17 protein-coding genes are annotated in these 16,159 nt (G+C 64.0%); 8 read left to right on the top strand and 9 right to left on the bottom strand.

Annotated features, from left to right (window positions below):
* Positions 1-57: 57 nt before the first annotated feature.
* From V1279_RS27040 to V1279_RS27030, 3 genes are all read right to left on the bottom strand, one after another.
* Positions 58-339, bottom strand: coding sequence for a hypothetical protein (locus V1279_RS27040; protein WP_334442173.1), 282 nt, complete (start codon positions 337-339; stop codon positions 58-60).
* Between the two features lie 244 nt (positions 340-583).
* The gene (locus tag V1279_RS27035) at positions 584-2,905 is read right to left on the bottom strand and encodes a molybdopterin guanine dinucleotide-containing S/N-oxide reductase (protein ID WP_334446590.1); all 2,322 of its coding nucleotides are present in this window, start codon (positions 2,903-2,905) and stop codon (positions 584-586) included.
* Entirely contained in the window at positions 2,902-3,585 is a 684-nt protein-coding gene (locus V1279_RS27030) for a cupin domain-containing protein (RefSeq protein ID WP_334442170.1), read from the bottom strand. The genes V1279_RS27035 and V1279_RS27030 overlap by 4 nt, the downstream gene beginning before the upstream one ends.
* Positions 3,586-3,738: 153 nt before the next feature.
* Here V1279_RS27030 and V1279_RS27025 point away from each other — a divergent pair, with 153 nt between their 5' ends.
* From V1279_RS27025 to V1279_RS27005, 5 genes are all read left to right on the top strand, one after another.
* Positions 3,739-4,506, top strand: a complete 768-nt coding sequence (locus V1279_RS27025; protein WP_334442169.1) for an ABC transporter substrate-binding protein — start codon at positions 3,739-3,741, stop codon at positions 4,504-4,506.
* Complete coding sequence (locus V1279_RS27020; RefSeq protein ID WP_334442166.1) at positions 4,506-5,159, top strand: amino acid ABC transporter permease; 654 nt, start codon at positions 4,506-4,508, stop codon at positions 5,157-5,159. Before V1279_RS27025 ends, V1279_RS27020 begins: the two co-directional genes overlap by 1 nt.
* Entirely contained in the window at positions 5,156-5,887 is a 732-nt protein-coding gene (locus tag V1279_RS27015; RefSeq protein ID WP_334442164.1) for an amino acid ABC transporter ATP-binding protein, read from the top strand. The genes V1279_RS27020 and V1279_RS27015 overlap by 4 nt, the downstream gene beginning before the upstream one ends.
* A gap of 16 nt (positions 5,888-5,903) precedes the next feature.
* On the top strand, positions 5,904-7,196 hold the full coding sequence (locus V1279_RS27010; protein ID WP_334442162.1) for an NAD(P)/FAD-dependent oxidoreductase: 1,293 nt from the start codon (positions 5,904-5,906) through the stop codon (positions 7,194-7,196).
* Positions 7,197-7,298: 102 nt separating this feature from the next.
* Entirely contained in the window at positions 7,299-8,576 is a 1,278-nt protein-coding gene (locus V1279_RS27005) for a DUF1236 domain-containing protein (protein WP_334442160.1), read from the top strand.
* Between the two features lie 89 nt (positions 8,577-8,665).
* Here the strand turns inward: V1279_RS27005 and V1279_RS27000 are convergent, their stop codons facing one another.
* The 4 genes from V1279_RS27000 to V1279_RS26990 all read right to left on the bottom strand — a co-directional run bounded on the left by V1279_RS27000 (position 8,666) and on the right by V1279_RS26990 (position 11,060).
* The gene (locus V1279_RS27000) at positions 8,666-8,839 is read right to left on the bottom strand and encodes a hypothetical protein (RefSeq protein ID WP_334442158.1); all 174 of its coding nucleotides are present in this window, start codon (positions 8,837-8,839) and stop codon (positions 8,666-8,668) included.
* Between the two features lie 48 nt (positions 8,840-8,887).
* Positions 8,888-9,160, bottom strand: coding sequence for a type II toxin-antitoxin system RelE/ParE family toxin (locus tag V1279_RS37995; protein ID WP_442894823.1), 273 nt, complete (start codon positions 9,158-9,160; stop codon positions 8,888-8,890).
* Positions 9,157-9,393, bottom strand: coding sequence for a hypothetical protein (locus V1279_RS26995; RefSeq protein WP_334442155.1), 237 nt, complete (start codon positions 9,391-9,393; stop codon positions 9,157-9,159). Before V1279_RS26995 ends, V1279_RS37995 begins: the two co-directional genes overlap by 4 nt.
* 74 nt (positions 9,394-9,467) lie before the next feature.
* Complete coding sequence (locus V1279_RS26990; RefSeq protein ID WP_334446588.1) at positions 9,468-11,060, bottom strand: gamma-glutamyltransferase family protein; 1,593 nt, start codon at positions 11,058-11,060, stop codon at positions 9,468-9,470.
* A gap of 202 nt (positions 11,061-11,262) precedes the next feature.
* Here V1279_RS26990 and V1279_RS26985 point away from each other — a divergent pair, with 202 nt between their 5' ends.
* A complete protein-coding gene (locus tag V1279_RS26985; RefSeq protein WP_334442154.1) occupies positions 11,263-11,994 on the top strand; it encodes a gamma-glutamylcyclotransferase in 732 nt (243 codons plus the stop codon).
* A gap of 168 nt (positions 11,995-12,162) precedes the next feature.
* Complete coding sequence (locus tag V1279_RS26980) at positions 12,163-13,827, top strand: flavin-containing monooxygenase (RefSeq protein ID WP_334442152.1); 1,665 nt, start codon at positions 12,163-12,165, stop codon at positions 13,825-13,827.
* 33 nt (positions 13,828-13,860) lie between these two features.
* On the opposite strand, the gene V1279_RS26975 is transcribed toward V1279_RS26980, so the two are convergent.
* Entirely contained in the window at positions 13,861-14,712 is an 852-nt protein-coding gene (locus V1279_RS26975; RefSeq protein ID WP_334442149.1) for a phytanoyl-CoA dioxygenase family protein, read from the bottom strand.
* 82 nt (positions 14,713-14,794) lie between these two features.
* Entirely contained in the window at positions 14,795-15,295 is a 501-nt protein-coding gene (locus V1279_RS26970; RefSeq protein ID WP_334442147.1) for an L-2-amino-thiazoline-4-carboxylic acid hydrolase, read from the bottom strand.
* Positions 15,296-15,749: 454 nt separating this feature from the next.
* Between V1279_RS26970 and V1279_RS26965 the strand changes: the two genes are divergently transcribed.
* Positions 15,750-16,136, top strand: a complete 387-nt coding sequence (locus V1279_RS26965) for a TfoX/Sxy family protein (protein WP_334442145.1) — start codon at positions 15,750-15,752, stop codon at positions 16,134-16,136.
* The last annotated feature ends 23 nt before the right edge of the window (positions 16,137-16,159 follow it).

The raw sequence follows: 16,159 nt of genomic DNA, 5'->3' as shown, positions 1-16,159 counted from the left end.
CGACCCACTGCAAGTCGACCACTCTTGGCCAGAGGCGCGAGACGCGCTGAGTTTCACTCAGTGCAGCGCCTGCTCGCGGGCGCTTAGCGCCTTCTTCACCAGCTCCGGCAAGGTCCTGGCGTAGACCTCAATGAAAGTGGCATCACCATTGGAGCGAGGCGTGCGCGCGGCCTGCGCGGCGAGACGTGCGGCCTTGGCCTCGCACTTCGCGAACAGGTGCCAGAACCATTCCGGCTTTTTGTCCATCAACTCCTTGTGCAGCTTGATGACGGCGGCGCCTACTGCCGCCATGGCATTTACAGCCCCCGCGCTCATGGCGCTTAAGGCAGCCGAGCTCATGATATCTTCTCGGGCCTCGGCGGCAGCGGCTCGTGCTTTTCCGTGTTTCCCTCGGTTCGGCATGCTCGGCTCCTGATGTACCCATACGAACTCAGGGAAGCTTAGGCCGCAGGGATTGACGGCGTCTGAATCGACAATCCTAAGTTCGGATTTTCGATTTCATTCGGGTATGTCTAAATTCTTTCACGATGTTCCCCCGGTACGTGGGACAGCCGGTATGCGGGGTGTCGTCGTTGCCTCTGCATCAATCCTGATCGGGAGGATCAAAGGCGCGGATGGGCGGCAGCGCTCCCTTATACTTCTCGCACTCGACCACCGTCACCTGACCGCAGCAGCCTTGTGCCAGCCGCGATGTGCCGATGTCGCGGGTGAGCACGTTCGGATTGCCATGGACGCAGAGCGGATGCTCCGCCGCGCCGGGCGCCGGATCGTACCAGGCGCCGGTGGACAATTGCAGCACGCCGGGCATGACATCGTCCGAAACAGCGGCGGCGGCCAGGCACGCGCCCCGGTCATTGAACAGGCGGACGATGTCGGCATTGGCGATGCCGCGGCGATCAGCATCAACGGGGTTGAGGCGGACGGCTTCGCGGCCGGCAATTTTCTTGGATTGGCTGTAGGCACCGAAGTCGAGCTGGCTGTGCAGCCGGGTCGACGGCTGGTTCGCGATCAGCGTCAACGGATGGCGCGAATCCGGCGGTTCGGTCGACGGCAGCCATGCAGGGTGGGGCGGGCAATCGTCGTAACCGAAGCTTGCGATGGTCTTCGAATAGATCTCGATCTTGCCGCTTGGTGTCGGCAGTTTGTTGTTGAGGGGATCGTTGCGGAAGGCGCGCAGAAAGCCACCGTCATCGGGGGCTGACGGCAGCGCGAGTTCGCCGCGCCGCCAGAACTCATCGAAGTCAGGTGCATCCCAACCGGTATCGGCAAGCGCCCGCCGCGTCGGCTCGTAAAGATGGGCCAGCCATTGCCTGACGTCGCGTCCTTCCGTGAAGGCCTGTTCGACGCCCAATCGCCGCGACAGCGCGGCAAAAATATCGAAATCGTCGCGCGCTTCGCCGACCGGGTCCATGGCCTTGCGCATCGCGATCAGCCTGGGATCGGTGCCCGCGGCGCCGATATCGTCGCGCTCCAGCGTCATCGTCGCCGGCAGCACGATGTCGGCGAACTTCGCCATCGGCGTCCAGGCGCTTTCGTGCACGACGATGGTTTGCGGGACATTGAAGGCCCGCCGCAGCCGATTGATGTCCTGATGATGGTGGAAGGGGTTGCCGCCCGCCCAATAGACCAGCTTGATGTCGGGATACCGCATCGACCGGCCGTTGTATTCGAACGTCTCGCCTGGACGGAGGAGCATGTCGGCGACGCGTGCGACCGGGATGAAGTCGGCGGTGCCGTTCTTGCCTTGCGATAGCGTCGGAATCGGAACGGCATTGAGCCGGCGGCCGGTGTGGCCGAGCGCACCAAGCGCGTAATTGTATCCGCCGCCGGGCAGACCGATCTGGCCAAGCATGGCCGCGAGCACCGCGCCCATCCACACCGGCTGCTCGCCATATTGCGCCCGCTGCAATGAGTGCGAGACCGTGATCAAGGTGCGCCCGCGCGGCAGTCGGCGGGCGAGGTCGACGATCGTGGCAGCGGGAATGCCGGTGATCTCGGCGGCCCATGCCGCGTCCTTTGTCGTATTGTCGTCGCGGCCGAGCAGGTAGCGTTCGAAGATTTCGAAGCCGGTGCAATAGCGCGCGACAAAGGCGCTGTCACACAGATTTTCGACGAGGAGCGTGTGCGCGAGCGCCAGCATCAGAGCCACGTCGGTGCCGACCCTGATCGGCAGCCAGCGGGCGCCGGCCGCTTCCGGCATGTCGTCGCGCAAGGGCGCGATGCCGTAGAAGACGGCGCCGCGGCGCGCGGCCTTCTCCATCGCGTCGCGCTCGATGTGCCGGCTGATGCCGCCGCTTGCGACGTCCGAGTTCTTCAGCGCCATGCCGCCGAAGGCCAGCACCGTATCGGTATGTTCGGCGACCTGATCCCAGGTCACGTTGTGGCGCGAGATGCTTTCGTAGCCTCCGAGGACATGCGGCAGGATCACGGCCGAAGCGCCGGCGCTGTAGCTGTTCACCGAACGCACATAGCCGCCAAACGCTGTGTTCAGGAAGCGATGAACCTGGCTCTGCGCGTGGTGGAAACGTCCGGCGCTGGACCAGCCATAGGAGCCGCCGTAGACCGCGGCCGCGCCATGCTCGGTTCGGATCCGCGACAATTCGCCGGCAAGAAGATCGAGCACTTCGTCCCAGGGGCACGCGACGAATTTCTGGTCGAAGCTGCGCGCGCCGGGTGCGCGCCGGTCCAGCCATGCCTTGCGCACCATCGGCCGCAGGATACGCGCCTTGTGACGCATCGCCGTGGTGAAGTTTTGCAACATCGGGGAGGGCGCTGGATCCTCCGCGTAAGGCTTGATATCCAGCGTCGCGCCGTTCCATCGGGCCGAGAAGGCGCCCCAATGCGCGCTGTGCGGGCTCCAATCCTCTCGGGCTTGATCCATTTCTTGTCCCACACCGTCGTTCATGACGCCGCCGTCACGCAGTTCACCCACAGCACCACTGCTTTCGCATCTTCCGCGGGATTTGAGAAGCGGTGCGGGCGGCGGCTGGCGAAGCGAAAACTGTCGCCCGTCTTGAGCGACCAGGTCTCGGCATCCACCGTGAGCGTCATCTCGCCTTCCAGCACCAGGCCAGCCTCTTCGCCGTCATGGGTGTAGAGTTCGTCGCCGGTGTTGCCGCCGGGCTCCATGTGCACGAGAAACAGATTCAGGCGGTTTTCCGTTCCCGCCGGGCTCAGCAATTGTTTGGAAATGCCGGTGCGCCACAGTTTCAGTTCGGCGCGGTGCAACTGGCGCGTCACCACGCCGCCGGAAGCGGGATCATCGCTTGGCCGGGAGCCGAACAGCGCGGCGATGCCGACGCCGAGCACGTCCGCCAGCGTCGCGAGCACGCGAAGCGAAGGCGACGACAGCCCGCGCTCGATCTGGCTGAGGAAGCCGATCGACAGATCGGTGCGCGCTGCAATCGTCTCCAGCGACAGCTTGTGTTCCCGGCGCAGCTCGCGAATGCGCCGGCCGACGGCGAGATCCATCGCGGGCTCGGCCGGCCTTGCGACGGCCTTCGCCTTCGGCTTGCGTGCCACCTTTCCCGTGGCCCTTGCCTTGGCTTTGGGCGCCGGCTTCTTAATTCTCTTGCCACCGCTCACGTCAGCCTGCTTCCTTCATGTGCATGAAAATCGCTTGCAATGCCGCGGCAAGTGTGACCACAATTTCATAATGGTGAAAATAGGCCGGAACGGCGTTTCCCGCAACTCTTTGGTCTAACGCGGGCGGCGGTGTTCGATCCAGGAGGTGGTGCCATGGCTCTCAAACGTCTCGTTCAGGCTGCGATGGCGGCCGTAGTTCTCACCGCCGCGATGCCGGCATCCGCGCAAAAGGTGCTGAAAGTGGGCTCGACGCCGACCGGCGTGCCCTTCACCTTCCTCGACACCAAGACCAACAGCATTCAGGGTATCATGGTCGATCTCATCACCGAGATCGGCAAGGACGCCGGCTTCCAGGTCCAGATCGAGCCGATGCAGTTCTCGACGCTGATCGCCTCGCTGACGTCGAACAAGATCGACGTCATCTCGGCGGCGATGTTCGTTACGCCGACGCGGAAGGAAGTGATCGATTTCTCCGAACCGTTCTACAGCTACGGCGAGGGGCTGCTGGTGCCGAAGAGCGACAGCAAGACGTACACCAAGCAGGATGATCTGAAGGGCGAGGTGGTCGGCGCGCAGGTCGGGACGGCTTTCGTCGACGCGCTGAAGAAGTCGGGCCTGTTCAGCGAGGTCAAGGCCTACGACACCATTCCGGACATTTTGCGTGACGTGAATGCCGGGCGTCTCAAGGCCGGCTTCGCCGATTATCCGATCCTTGCCTACAATTTGAAGCAGGGCGGCTTCCCCGAGGCGCGCATCGTCGAGAGCTACAAGCCCACCACTATCGGCTCGGTCGGCATCGGCGTGCGCAAGGGCGATACCGAACTGCTCGCCAAGATCAATGCTTCGCTGGCGAAGCTGAAGGCGAACGGCACCGTCGAAAAAATTCTCGATAAATGGGGCCTGAAGGCACAGGGTGCCTGATGCAGGCGTTCTGGCGCGATACGGTCGAGTTCCTGCCGATCCTGATGAGCGGCGTGGCGCTGACGATCATCGTCACGATCGGTTCGCTGTTGCTGTCAACCGTGCTCGGCCTGATCTGGGCCTTGATGCGGGTATCCGGCATCGGCGTCCTCACGGGGTTCAGCGCCGGGTTGATCAACGTAATCCGCGGCATTCCGATCATCGTGCTGCTGTTCTACCTCTACTTCGTGATGCCGGAACTCGGCGTCACGCTGACGGCGCTGCAGGCCGCGGTTCTCGGGCTCGGCATCGCCTATTCGGCCTATCAGGCCGAGAATTTCCGCGCCGGCATCGAGGCCATCGACAAGGGGCAGATCGAGGCGGCGCAGGCGATCGGCATGGGCTGGTGGCAGACCATGCGCCGCGTGGTGCTGCCGCAGGCGGTGAAAATCGTGCTGCCGCCCTACGGCAACGTCATGATCATGATGCTGAAGGATTCGTCGCAGGCCTCGACCATCACGGTCGCCGAACTCGCCCTTCAAGGCAAGCTGATCGCGTCGTCGACGTTCAAGAACACCAGCGTGTTCACGCTGGTCGCGCTGATGTATCTCACCATGAGCATCCCGCTCATCCTGCTGGTCCGTCACTTCGAAAAACGGGCGGGCCAGAAATGATCGAGCTTTCCAACGTTCACAAGAGTTTTGGCAAGGTCGAGGTGCTGAAGGGCATCACGGCGTCGGTCGAGAAAGGCGAGGTGGTCTGCATCGTCGGCCCATCGGGCTCGGGCAAATCCACCATCCTGCGCTGTATCAACGGGCTCGAAAGCTATGACAGCGGCGATATCAGCGTCGAGGGGGCGCGCGTCGATCGCAACGCGCCCTCGATCGTTTCGATCCGGACGCAGGTCTCGATGGTGTTCCAGCGCTTCAACCTGTTCCCGCACCGGACCGCGCTCGAGAACGTCATCGAGGGGCCACTCTATGTGAAGCAGGAGCCGCGCGCCGAGGCGCTGGAGCGCGGCCGCGACCTGCTGGCGCGGGTGGGGCTGGCGGAGAAGGCCGATGTCCATCCGCCGCAACTGTCCGGCGGACAGCAGCAGCGCGTTGCGATAGCACGTGCGCTCGCCATGCAGCCGAAGGCTATCTTGTTCGACGAGCCGACCTCGGCGCTCGATCCCGAACTGGTCGGCGATGTGCTTTCCGTCATGCGCAAGCTCGCCGATGACGGCATGACCATGGTCGTCGTCACCCATGAAATGGCCTTTGCGAAGGACGTCGCCGATCGTGTGCTGTTCATCGACGGTGGCGTGATCGTCGAGCAGGGGCCGGCGAAAGCCGTCCTCAACCAGCCGCAGCATGCGCGCACGCAGGACTTTTTGCGGCGCGTGCTGCATCCGCTCTAAACTTCGGTCGTTGTCCATGAATGCGCCTGCCTCGCTGCCGTTGCCGCCAAGCCTCTATGCCGATACGGCCGTGGCGCCGACACCGGCGCCGCCACTCGATGCGGACAGAAAAGTTTCGGTCGCGATCATCGGCGGCGGCTTTACGGGACTGTCTACCGCGCTGCATCTGGCCGAGCAGGGCGTTGACGTGACCGTGCTGGAGGCGCAACAGCCGGGCTGGGGCGCATCGGGCAACAATGGCGGCCAGGTCAATCCGGGCCTCAAGCACGACCCTGATAAGATCGAAGCCGATTTTGGCGCCGACCTCGGCGGCCGCATGATCGCCTTCGCCTATGGCACCACGAACTACACGTTCGACCTGATCCGGCGCTACCAGATTCCGTGCGAGGCGCGGCAGAACGGCACGCTGCGCGCGGCATATAATGAAGCAAGCGCGGCGGCGATCGAAAACACGGCGAAGCAGTGCATCCGACGCGGCATGCCGGTGACGCTGCTGAACCGCGAACAGATGCGGGAGATGACCGGCACCGACCGCTATCTCTGCGCCATGCTCGACAATCGCGGTGGCGACCTGCATCCGCTGAGCTACGCACGCGGGTTGGCGCGCGCCGCGATCGCGGCCGGCGCTGCCGTCCATGGCGAGACGCCCGCGCTCTCCCTGTCCCGCGACGGCGCGCATTGGCGGATCGAGACGCCGCGCGGAACCGTGCGCGCCGAAAAAGTGCTGCTGGCGACCAATGGCTTTACGGACGATCTGTGGCCGGGCCTGCGCCGCACCATCGTGCCGGTGTTCTCCTCGATCGCCGCCACCGCGCCGTTGCCCGAGGAGATCGCGCGCACGATCATGCCGACGCGCTCGGTGCTGTACGAGAGCAGCCACATCACCGTCTATTACCGCATCGATCAGCATAACCGTCTACTGATGGGCGGCCGCGGCCCGATGCGCTGGATCAGCAAGCCGTCCGACGTCGCCTATCTCATCCGCTATGCGGAGCGGCTGTGGCCGCAGATGAAGGGCGCGAGCTGGACGCACGGCTGGAACAGCAGGCTCGCGATCACGCCGGATCATTATCCGCATGTGCATGAGCCGGCGGAGAATCTTTTGATCGCGCTCGGCTGCAACGGCCGCGGTGTAGCACTGTCGACCGCGATGGGCGGGCAGCTCGCGCGGCGTCTCGTCGGCGGGAAGAATGCCGAGATCGACATGCCCATCACCGGCATCAAGCCGATGGTGCTGCATGCGTTCTGGCCGCTCGGCGTCACCGCCGCCGTCGTGGCGGGGCGGGTGCGGGACCGCCTCGGGATCTAGCGTTTCGTCGCCCGAAATAGCGACATCACAGTCGGTCGGGGTGGGGAACATCCATCACCGGTGCACGTTCGCTTGCGTAACGCCGATATGTAGGAGGTCAACATGCGCAAGCAGCTATTATTATCGACTGGAATTATCTGCCTGATGCTGGCCCCGGCTGTTTCCTACGGCCAGGCGCCGGGAGCAAGAGGCGAAGAGCAGAAACAGATGCGCCCAAGCGATACCGGCAAGGGTGGTGCTGCATCGCAGGAACGCGGTGCGGAGCGGGCGCAGGAGCGTGGGCGAGGCGCGGAACAAAGGACCCAAGGGGCGGCCGGCCGCGAAGAAAGGGGAGCCGGTTCCCGACAGACCGAGGAACGTGGCAAGGCCGCGCCATCGAGCGAGCGTCCGGCAACCGCAAGCGATGACAAGCGCGGACGCGGCGAGGATGCAAAATCCCGTGAGCGCGCACAGGATTCCCGCCAGGGCGGCCGCGACGCACAAACAGCCCGTGAGGGCAAGGACGCCAAGGACAGCGGCAAGGGCAGCGCCGAGATGGATCGCGATAAAGCGCGCGGCAAGTCCACGGCGGAGCAGGAAAAGTCGAAGGATGGAACCCCGTCCGCTCAGAAGGAGCGCGAGGGCACGACCACGACGCAGAAGGAGCAGGGCCGCGATCAGCGCGACAGCTCGAAGGATGCTGCGGAGCGGGATAAGGATGCGGGCCGGCCATCTACCGCGACGGATACCACGCGCACACCGCCTTCTGGCCAGACCACGCAGAGCCAGACCGGCCAGACGCAGGCCGGCCAGCAGTCGAATATCTCGACCGAAAAGCAGGTACGGATTTCCCAGACCCTGACCCGCGAACGTCTGGCGCCGCCGCAGCGCAACCTCAACATCGCGATCCGGATCGGCGAACCCGTGCCGCGCCATGTGCGGTTCCATCGGCTGCCTCGGGAGATCGTCGCGATCGAACCTGAGTACCGTGATTACGAGTACTTCACGACCGATGACGACATCGTCATCGTCGAGCCGCGCACCAAGCGGATCGTCAGCCAGGTCCCGCGTGACGCCTCCCGTATTCGTGCCGCCGGCGGCGAGAGCAGCACTGGCAGCACGAGCGGTACAGCCGGAGCCGGATACACCAGCTCGACGGCCGCCGCCGGTGGTGCCTCGCCGTGCCGCATCATGCGGCGCGACACCGCCGGCAATGTCACCGAACTGACGCCGCAGACCGTCGGTTCGACGGCACAGCAGGAAGCCATCAGCGTCACGGTCCGTGTCCCCGGTGGCGCCTCGACCGCGCCGATTGCGCTGGGTGCGGGGGACGGACAGATCGTGGTGTCAGGTCAGAGCGGCGCCGATTGCATGGTGACGATCGAGCCGCAGCCTCGGTAGGCAAGCGGACGCGCTGACGTTGAGCAAGAGAAAGTGCGGCATCACTGCCGCACTTTCTTTGTGTTTCGTGCGACGTGGTGCTGCTCGATTCAGCCTTCCGCGACCGCCTCGCTCCAGGCGTGGAAGGGCTCGGTGGCGCCGCTGTTGGTGTCGCCGTCGCGCAGCACGATGCTGGGGCAAGCGAATTTCATCGGCAGGGTCTGGATAATGGTGCCACCTGGACGCACGGCTAGAACAGCTCGCTCGCGATCAAGTCGGATCATTATCCGCATGTCTACGAGCCGGCGGACAACCTTCTGATCTCGCCGCCTCTACTCGCGAGCGGCGTGGTGAACGTGGAGAATTTCTACCGTGTCACCCGATACCCGATAGAAGACTTTGTATGGATATCGGATCAGCGGTGCCACACGAACTCCCGGCCGCTCGGAAACTTCTTGTGCGCTCTCTGGCCATCGGGCGACGCGCGCAATGACCGCGTGAAGCCGATTTTGGAACGCATCCGAAATAGCGGGGTAATGGTTGACAATGTAATCGAAGATGCCATCGAGGTCAGCAAGTGCCTCGGTGGTATACACCACTCTCATGCAGGGCGGAGTTTCTGAAAAACCTGTTTGACCTGGTCGTCGGTAGCGAAGCGGCCTTCGTCCGCTGCTTTCAAGCCCCTGTCGATTCCCTCAAGTTCCTTCGGTGTTGCGTGATACGTGCCCGTGGCCAGGCCCGCTTCAATCTCCAACGCGATCTCTGCGAGTTCGACCTGAGCTGCCTCAGGCCAAGCCTCGACACGGCGCAACGCGTCCTGAAGAACCTTGGTTGTCATGTCAGCAAATATAGCATGCTGTTCGTCCAATTAAAGAGGGGGCCGCGTTAGCGCGAATCTGCGTGTTTTGGGCCTCACGCCTCCGCGACCGCCTCGCTCCACGGTTGGAATACCTCGGTGGCGCCGCTGTTGGTGTCGCCGTCGCGCAGCACGATGCTGGGGCAAGCGAATTTCATCGGCAGGGTCTGGATGCGCGCTTCTTCATAGTCGAAACGTGAGCTCAACGCCTCGCGCGCGGCTTGGGGCAAGCGCTTGTCGCCGATCACAACGGCGCCTTCACTCGCGTCGATGCGCGGCTGATGGATCGCGGCGTCGAGGTCCATCTCGTAATCCATCACGAACGACAGCAGCTGGCTCACCGCCGGCAGGATGCGCCGCCCGCCGGAAGCGCCAATTGCAGCGCGGCGGCCATCGTTCGCCTGCGCCAGCACCGGCGTGTAATTGGTCAGGCAGCGCTTGCCCGGCGCCAGCGAGTTCGGCGTGCCCGGCGTCGGGTCGAACCACATGATGCCGTTGTTCATGGTGATGCCGGTCTGGCCCGAGACGAACTTGGAGCCGAACGTGGACAGCAGGGTCTGCGTCACCGCGGCCATGTTACCGTCGCGGTCGACCGCCGAGAAATGCGTGGTGCAGGCCGGCGCCAGCGCTTCCGCGCCGAGCGCGCGCCTGCCGTCTTCATCGCCCATGTCCTTCAGCCGCTCGCGATACGCCGACTGCAGCGCCGAGGCATAGGCGACGTAGGCTGCCGCATCCGGTCCGCCGCGCGCCGGCTTGAGATTCTCCTGCAGCAGACCAAGCGTGCGCGAAAGCGTTGGACCTGCGGTGAGTTCTGGCGTCGCGAACACCTTGCCGCCGCGATAGGGAATTGCCAGCGGCTCACGCAGATGCGCGCGGAACGGCTTGAGGTCCGCAACCGACAGCGCGCCGCCGGCGGCCTGGATGTCGGCAGCGAGGCTGTTCGCCAGATCGCCCTCGTAAAAATCGCGCGGGCCGGCGCTGGCGAGCTGCGCCATCGTGGCCTTGAGCTGGTCCTGCGGCATGCGGACTTTGGACCTGATGCCCCATTGCGGATTCGGCGGCAGGCCATCCAGCAGATAAGCGGCGGCGCTCGCGGGGTAACGCCGCAGATCCGCAGCCACACTCGAAATCATCAGCGTGGTCCACCAGTCGACCAAGAGGCCTTCGCCGGCGAGTTTGACGCTCGGCGCCAGCAATTCCTTCCACGGCAATTTGGCGTGGCGGCGATGCGCTTCCTCCATGCCGGCCACCACGCCGGGCACGGCAATCGAGCCAGGACCGTGAAGGTTGCGGTCGTTCTTGACGCGCGGCCAGGGAAAAATATCCGATGCCGCGCCGCCGCCGGTCAGCGGATAATCCGCAGGGTTGAGGCTTGCCGGCGCGCGCATGCCGTAGTCGATCACCTCATAGCGGTCGTCGCGCGCCCGGTAGAGCACCATCGCGCCACCGCCGCCGAGCCCGCTCATCCAGGGCTCCAGCACGCCCAGCGCAAACGTCGTCGCGATGACAGCGTCGACGCAGTCGCCGCCCGCGGCCAGCACCTCGGCGCCGACTTGTGCAGCCTTGCTGGATTGTGCCGCGACGATACCGCCCTTGGAGGTGACCGCGGGTTTGCGGATCGCTTGTGTGTTGGAGAACTGGTCGTGCATCGGATGGCCTTCGATATCGGGTGGAAGTTTGCGGGTGGCGGGCGTGGTCGGGGTGAGCTTCATTACACCCTAAAAAACCTGGGCGAGCCATGACAGAATAACATGCAAGGCGAGCACATCTGCTCGTCTTCAAGGTTGGCGCCGGACGGCCGACAATGGCACATTGCGGAGGATTGTCGCATCACCAAAGGGGCATGCCGGCTTGACCGCGGACGCATTCATTCATTTGCCCGAGCTTCGGACCCGGGTAACGCATCCCGAAAAATCGCTGCTGCGCCTGACACCGGAGATGTTTTCGATGTGGGAGCAGCGTGCGCGGGCCGCGGGATGGCCGGCGGGCTGGCGGCTGTCGGATGAGGTGATCGAGGCGTCACGGCTTGCGGTGCTCGGCGATCACAAGGTCGGCCGCGACCTCTGGATCTACTCCTACGGCTCGCTGATGTGGGACCCCGGATTTCATTTCACTGAGGTCCGGCTCGCCGACGTCGAGGGCTATCAGCGCCGCTTCACGCTGAAGATCAATCTCGGCCGGGGCTCGCGTGATCATCCGGCGCTGATGCTTTCGCTGGAGCCGCAGGAAGGATGTTGCCGCGGGCTGGCGTTCCGCATCGCCGCCTCCTCCGTCCATACTGAGACCGCGATCCTGTGGCGCCGCGAGATGCTGCGCGGCGGCTATGCGCCGGCGGTGGTGCCGATGCTCACGCCGCAGGGGCCGATCGAGGCGCTTGCCTTCGTCTCGAACCCTTCGCATCCGAGCTATGTCGGCGAACTGCCGCTTGCCGAGACCGCAGCGATGATCGCAAGCGGGAAGGGCATCCTCGGCACCAACAGGGAATACCTCGTGCAATTGGCGACGCAACTCGAGGCGTTGGGGATCGAGGATCCCTACGTCGCGCAGCTCCACGCCGAGATCGGCGCCACGCCGGATATGTGATGCGGTCAACCCGCGGACGCGTCGACGTGGCCGCTTTCAAACAATGTTTGAGCGCCCGTTTCCACAGCCAACCCGGCATCCTGACGCAAGTGCATGGCGGGAATAATTCGGTATAGTCGACCCGCCCGCGCCAATGTCGTCCAAGAAACAACAACGGGGAGGCCGCGCATGACCGACGGCATCAAGTCGCACTACGAGGTCGTCGTCGTTGGCGCGGGCGTGTCAGGCATCTACCAGATCAAGCGGCTGGCCGATCTCGGGGTGGATGCCCTTGTGCTGGATGCCGCCCCCGATCTCGGCGGAACATGGTACTGGAACCGGTACCCGGGCGCGCGTTTTGATTCCGAGAGCTATACCTACGGCTATTCTTTCTCCAAGGAGCTTCTCAACGAGTGGCACTGGAAGGAACGCTTCTCGGCGCAGCCGGAGAACCTGCGCTATCTGAACTACGTCGCGGACAAGTTCGGCTTGCGCAAATACATGCGGTTCAACCGCAAGGTGGAGGCGGCGGCTTTCGACGAGGCCGGTCATCTGTGGCGGCTCAGGCTCGACGACGGCTTTGAGCTGACCTGCCGATTCGTCATTCTCGCGATCGGGTTGCTGTCGAGGCCGACGCTGCCGCGGCTGGAAGGCATCGAGTCGTTCAAGGGCCGCTCGTTCCACACGCTCTATTGGCCGCACGAACCGGTCGAACTGGCCGGCAAGAAGGTCGGCATCATCGGCACCGGTGCGACCGCCATCCAGGTGATCGGCGAGATCGCCGACAAGGTCGGCGAACTCACGGTGTTTCAGCGCCGTCCGAACTGGAGCGCGCCGCTCAACAACAGCCCGATTTCTGAAGCGGACATGGCCGACATTCGCGCGCGCTACGACGATATTTTTGCCGCCTGCAGGCGCACGCCCGGCGGCTTCGAGCATGAGCCGGACCGGCGCGGCTTCTACGAGGTCACGGCTGAGGAACGGATCGCGCTGTGGGACAAGCTCTACGACGAGCCCGGCTTCGGAATCTGGCTGAGCAACTTTCGCGAGATCTTTACCGATGAGGCGGCCAACGCCGAGTTTTCCGCCTACGTCGCCGACCGCATCCGCCGGCGCGTCAAGGACCCGGTGACGGCGGAGAAGCTGATCCCTAGGGATCATGGCTTTGGCGTGCAGCGGGTGCCGCTGGAGACCAATTACTACGAGGCCTATAACCGCGACAATGTGCATCTCGTCGACATCAGCGAGACGCCGATCGAGCGGGTGACCGAGACCGGCCTGCGCACCAGCGCGCGCGACTACGATCTCGATATCATCGTCTATTCCACCGGCTTCGATGCCATCACCGGCTCATTCGATGCGATCGACATCACCGGCGTTGGCGGAATGAAGCTGGCCGACCAGTGGCGCGACGGCCCCTCGACCTTTCTCGGCATGATGGCGCACGGTTTTCCGAACCTGTTGATGCCGACCGGGCCGCAGAGCGGTTCGGCCTCGACGAATTTTCCGCGCGGCATCGAGAACGGCGTCGGCTGGTGCATGGGCCTGCTCGAGTACATCTGGCGCCGCGGCTACACGCGGGCGGAGCCAACCGCCGAAGCGCAGGCGCGCTGGACCGCGCATGTGACGAAGATGTACGCCATCATGCTGATGCGCAAAGCCAAGTCATGGTTCACCGGCTACAATTCCAACGTCCCCGGCCACGAACACGGCAAGACCCGCTACCTCGTCTATAATGGCGGCACGCCGAAATACGTCGCCGCTATCACCGACGTCGCCGCGAAGGGCTATGAGGGCATCGTGTTCGAGGCGGACGCGCGGGTTTCGGCGAGGTCCGCGACCGCGGCAGAATAAGGCGCGCGGAGAGGCGGCGGCGCCTTGCACCGATCAATGCGCCCGCAGCAGGCGCCTGGGATGAACACCGTCGACATATCCCATGAACGGCGGATGGATCGAATAACCGATCAGCTCGCGGGCGCGCTCCGGCAATTGGCACGCCACTTCGGCGGGGACGGCGAGCGCCATGTTCTCGAGTTGCCGCACCCAGCCCACGCAATATTGCGGCGTGACGATCAGGCGCGGCCGGTCTGACCGGTTGGCGCCGCCGCGGTGCCACAGCGTTCCCTTGGTGATGGCCAGCGATCCCGACGGCATGATCAGCTTGACGGCGTCCGGCCTGTCGCCCTCTTCGTGATCGGCCTCGTTGATGAAATGCGCGGGCTGCACCGCGCCTTCGATATACTGTCCATCCCACAGATGGCTTCCTGGAATGATCTCGGTGGCGCCATTTTGTTCGGTCGTATCGTCGATCGCCCAGAACGTAGAGATGCCGAGGGCAGGGCGGGGCCGCGGAATCCTGGCGCCGCTATCGTCGAAGTGCCAGGGCTGCACGGTCTCGCCGGGATGCAGATTGATCGCGAGCATGGCGGACAACAGGCAGCTCTCGCCGAGTTCATCTTCGGCAAAGGCCATGGCGAGCGGATGGATCGCGAGCTCCGCGAAAACAGGCGATTTCGCCAGCAGGGCATACACGCGGTTGGTTTTGGTGCCTTCAAAATCGTTGCGGCCGAACAGATCGCGCGCCAGATGCGGCGCCAGCGCCGCGCGGATTTCAGCGACGCGATCGGGCGGAAGAACGCGTTCGAAGATCAGGTAACCGCTGCGGTCGAACTCTTCCTTCAAGGCGGCGAATGATCGCCCCTTCAGCCAGGGTGATGCTTGCTCCGCTGTCGTTGCCATCGGCGCACTCCCTTGCGAACCCGGTTAAGCCGGGGTTGTTGCGCCACATCATACGTAATTGAGAGCATTTTTCACGAGGTATTTAAGCTCGCGGCGCAAACCTGTAGCGGAACGTGCAGCTCGGCGCGCCCTGCATCAGGGTCTGGTCGCGCGTGAGGCTGACCTCGCTGCCACCGGCTGCAACGATATCGAAATCGGTGGCGCAGACCAGCAGCGCGCCGAGCTCGGGCTCACCGAGCGCACGAAAGAATTCCGCAAAGCGGCAGTGCGTGACGTCGAATTCCAGCGCCTCCTTGTCGTGTCGTTGCATCTCCACCGTCACTTCTCGTTCGGTGACTTCGATCAGCGCGGTCTGCATCGCCGCCCATTTGCGCCGCGCGCTGCCTTCGACACTTTCGCCTATGGCGGCGAACAATTGCTTCGACCAGTCGCGCAGGGCCTGCCTCGCTATCGCGTCAGCCTTTTGCTGGCCCAGTTCCGCGCGCAGCGCCCGCAGCATCGGGACCAGCACTTGGGCCTGGATCCGCGTCTTGTCCAAAAGCGACAGGCGGGGATCGACCATATACTCGTCGAGTACGTTCATCGCCGGTTCCTCCCATGTTGCGACGCGCGGGCCTCTTCAACCTCGCCCCGCTTGCGGGAAGAGGTCGGATTGCGGAGCAATCCGGGTGAGGGGATACAGGTCTCACGTCGTTCAGGACTCGCGGATAGAGCCCCTCACCCCGACCCTCTCCTCGCAAGAGCGGGGAGAGGGAGTGGAGGAATCAGTCGCGCAGCTCAGTCATGAAGACCTTTTGCGCGATCTGCCAGCGGCCATCGATCTTCAACACGGCGACAATAAGCGAAATTCATTGAGCAGTTGACGTAGAAAATCTATTGCATGACAGTCTGCCGGGTCCCTTGCAAAACGCCCGCCGTGCTGTTGACGCATCCTGGGCTTGCCGGATGCGGCGAACATCGCCGGCTGCTCAGGCGGCTGCAAGGAGGTGGCGTGATCGTCATCGGCGGCGGCGAATGAAACTCCATCGGGATTGAGGATGGTTGCCAGCGAAACCTATGCCGAGTTCCTGCGCGAGCAGCTCGCGCCGCTCGGGCGTATCACCCTGCGGGGCATGTTCGGCAAGACCGGCGTGTTCTGCGACGGGGTGATGTTGGGGGTGGTGACGGAGAACACGCTTTATTTCCGGGTGGATGATGAGAACCGGGAGGCGTTCAGGGAAGCGGAGGCGTTTCCGCCGCTCAACTACGCTAAGAAGGGCCAGACCATAGACCTCGCATTCTGGCGCGTGCCGGAGCGGTTGTTCGACGAACCCGATGAACTCATCGTGTGGGCGCGCGCAGCGCTGGCGGCGGCACACCGGGTTGCGGAGAAGAGGCCGGCGCCAAAACAGCCCAAAGCGTCACGGCAACGCAAGCGCTCGTGAGCAACCGGACCTGAAATACTCAG

Source organism: Bradyrhizobium sp. AZCC 1610, from assembly GCF_036924515.1.
Taxonomy (GTDB): domain Bacteria; phylum Pseudomonadota; class Alphaproteobacteria; order Rhizobiales; family Xanthobacteraceae; genus Bradyrhizobium.
Note: the sequence above shows the minus strand (reverse complement) of the source record. Positions and strands in the feature narration are given on the sequence as shown.

Bases quoted from the DNA above. Each gene is read 5' to 3' on its own strand.
- V1279_RS27040 (WP_334442173.1), bottom strand. From the start codon at position 339: ATGAGCTCGGCTGCCTTAAGCGCCATGAGCGCGGGGGCTGTAAATGCC.
- V1279_RS27035 (WP_334446590.1), bottom strand. From the start codon at position 2,905: ATGAACGACGGTGTGGGACAAGAAATGGATCAAGCCCGAGAGGATTGG.
- V1279_RS27025 (WP_334442169.1), top strand. From the start codon at position 3,739: ATGGCTCTCAAACGTCTCGTTCAGGCTGCGATGGCGGCCGTAGTTCTC.
- V1279_RS27020 (WP_334442166.1), top strand. From the start codon at position 4,506: ATGCAGGCGTTCTGGCGCGATACGGTCGAGTTCCTGCCGATCCTGATG.
- V1279_RS27015 (WP_334442164.1), top strand. From the start codon at position 5,156: ATGATCGAGCTTTCCAACGTTCACAAGAGTTTTGGCAAGGTCGAGGTG.
- V1279_RS27010 (WP_334442162.1), top strand. From the start codon at position 5,904: ATGAATGCGCCTGCCTCGCTGCCGTTGCCGCCAAGCCTCTATGCCGAT.
- V1279_RS27005 (WP_334442160.1), top strand. From the start codon at position 7,299: ATGCGCAAGCAGCTATTATTATCGACTGGAATTATCTGCCTGATGCTG.
- V1279_RS27000 (WP_334442158.1), bottom strand. From the start codon at position 8,839: ATGATCCGACTTGATCGCGAGCGAGCTGTTCTAGCCGTGCGTCCAGGT.
- V1279_RS37995 (WP_442894823.1), bottom strand. From the start codon at position 9,160: ATGAGAGTGGTGTATACCACCGAGGCACTTGCTGACCTCGATGGCATC.
- V1279_RS26995 (WP_334442155.1), bottom strand. From the start codon at position 9,393: ATGACAACCAAGGTTCTTCAGGACGCGTTGCGCCGTGTCGAGGCTTGG.
- V1279_RS26990 (WP_334446588.1), bottom strand. From the start codon at position 11,060: ATGCACGACCAGTTCTCCAACACACAAGCGATCCGCAAACCCGCGGTC.
- V1279_RS26980 (WP_334442152.1), top strand. From the start codon at position 12,163: ATGACCGACGGCATCAAGTCGCACTACGAGGTCGTCGTCGTTGGCGCG.
- V1279_RS26975 (WP_334442149.1), bottom strand. From the start codon at position 14,712: ATGGCAACGACAGCGGAGCAAGCATCACCCTGGCTGAAGGGGCGATCA.
- V1279_RS26970 (WP_334442147.1), bottom strand. From the start codon at position 15,295: ATGAACGTACTCGACGAGTATATGGTCGATCCCCGCCTGTCGCTTTTG.
- V1279_RS26965 (WP_334442145.1), top strand. From the start codon at position 15,750: ATGGTTGCCAGCGAAACCTATGCCGAGTTCCTGCGCGAGCAGCTCGCG.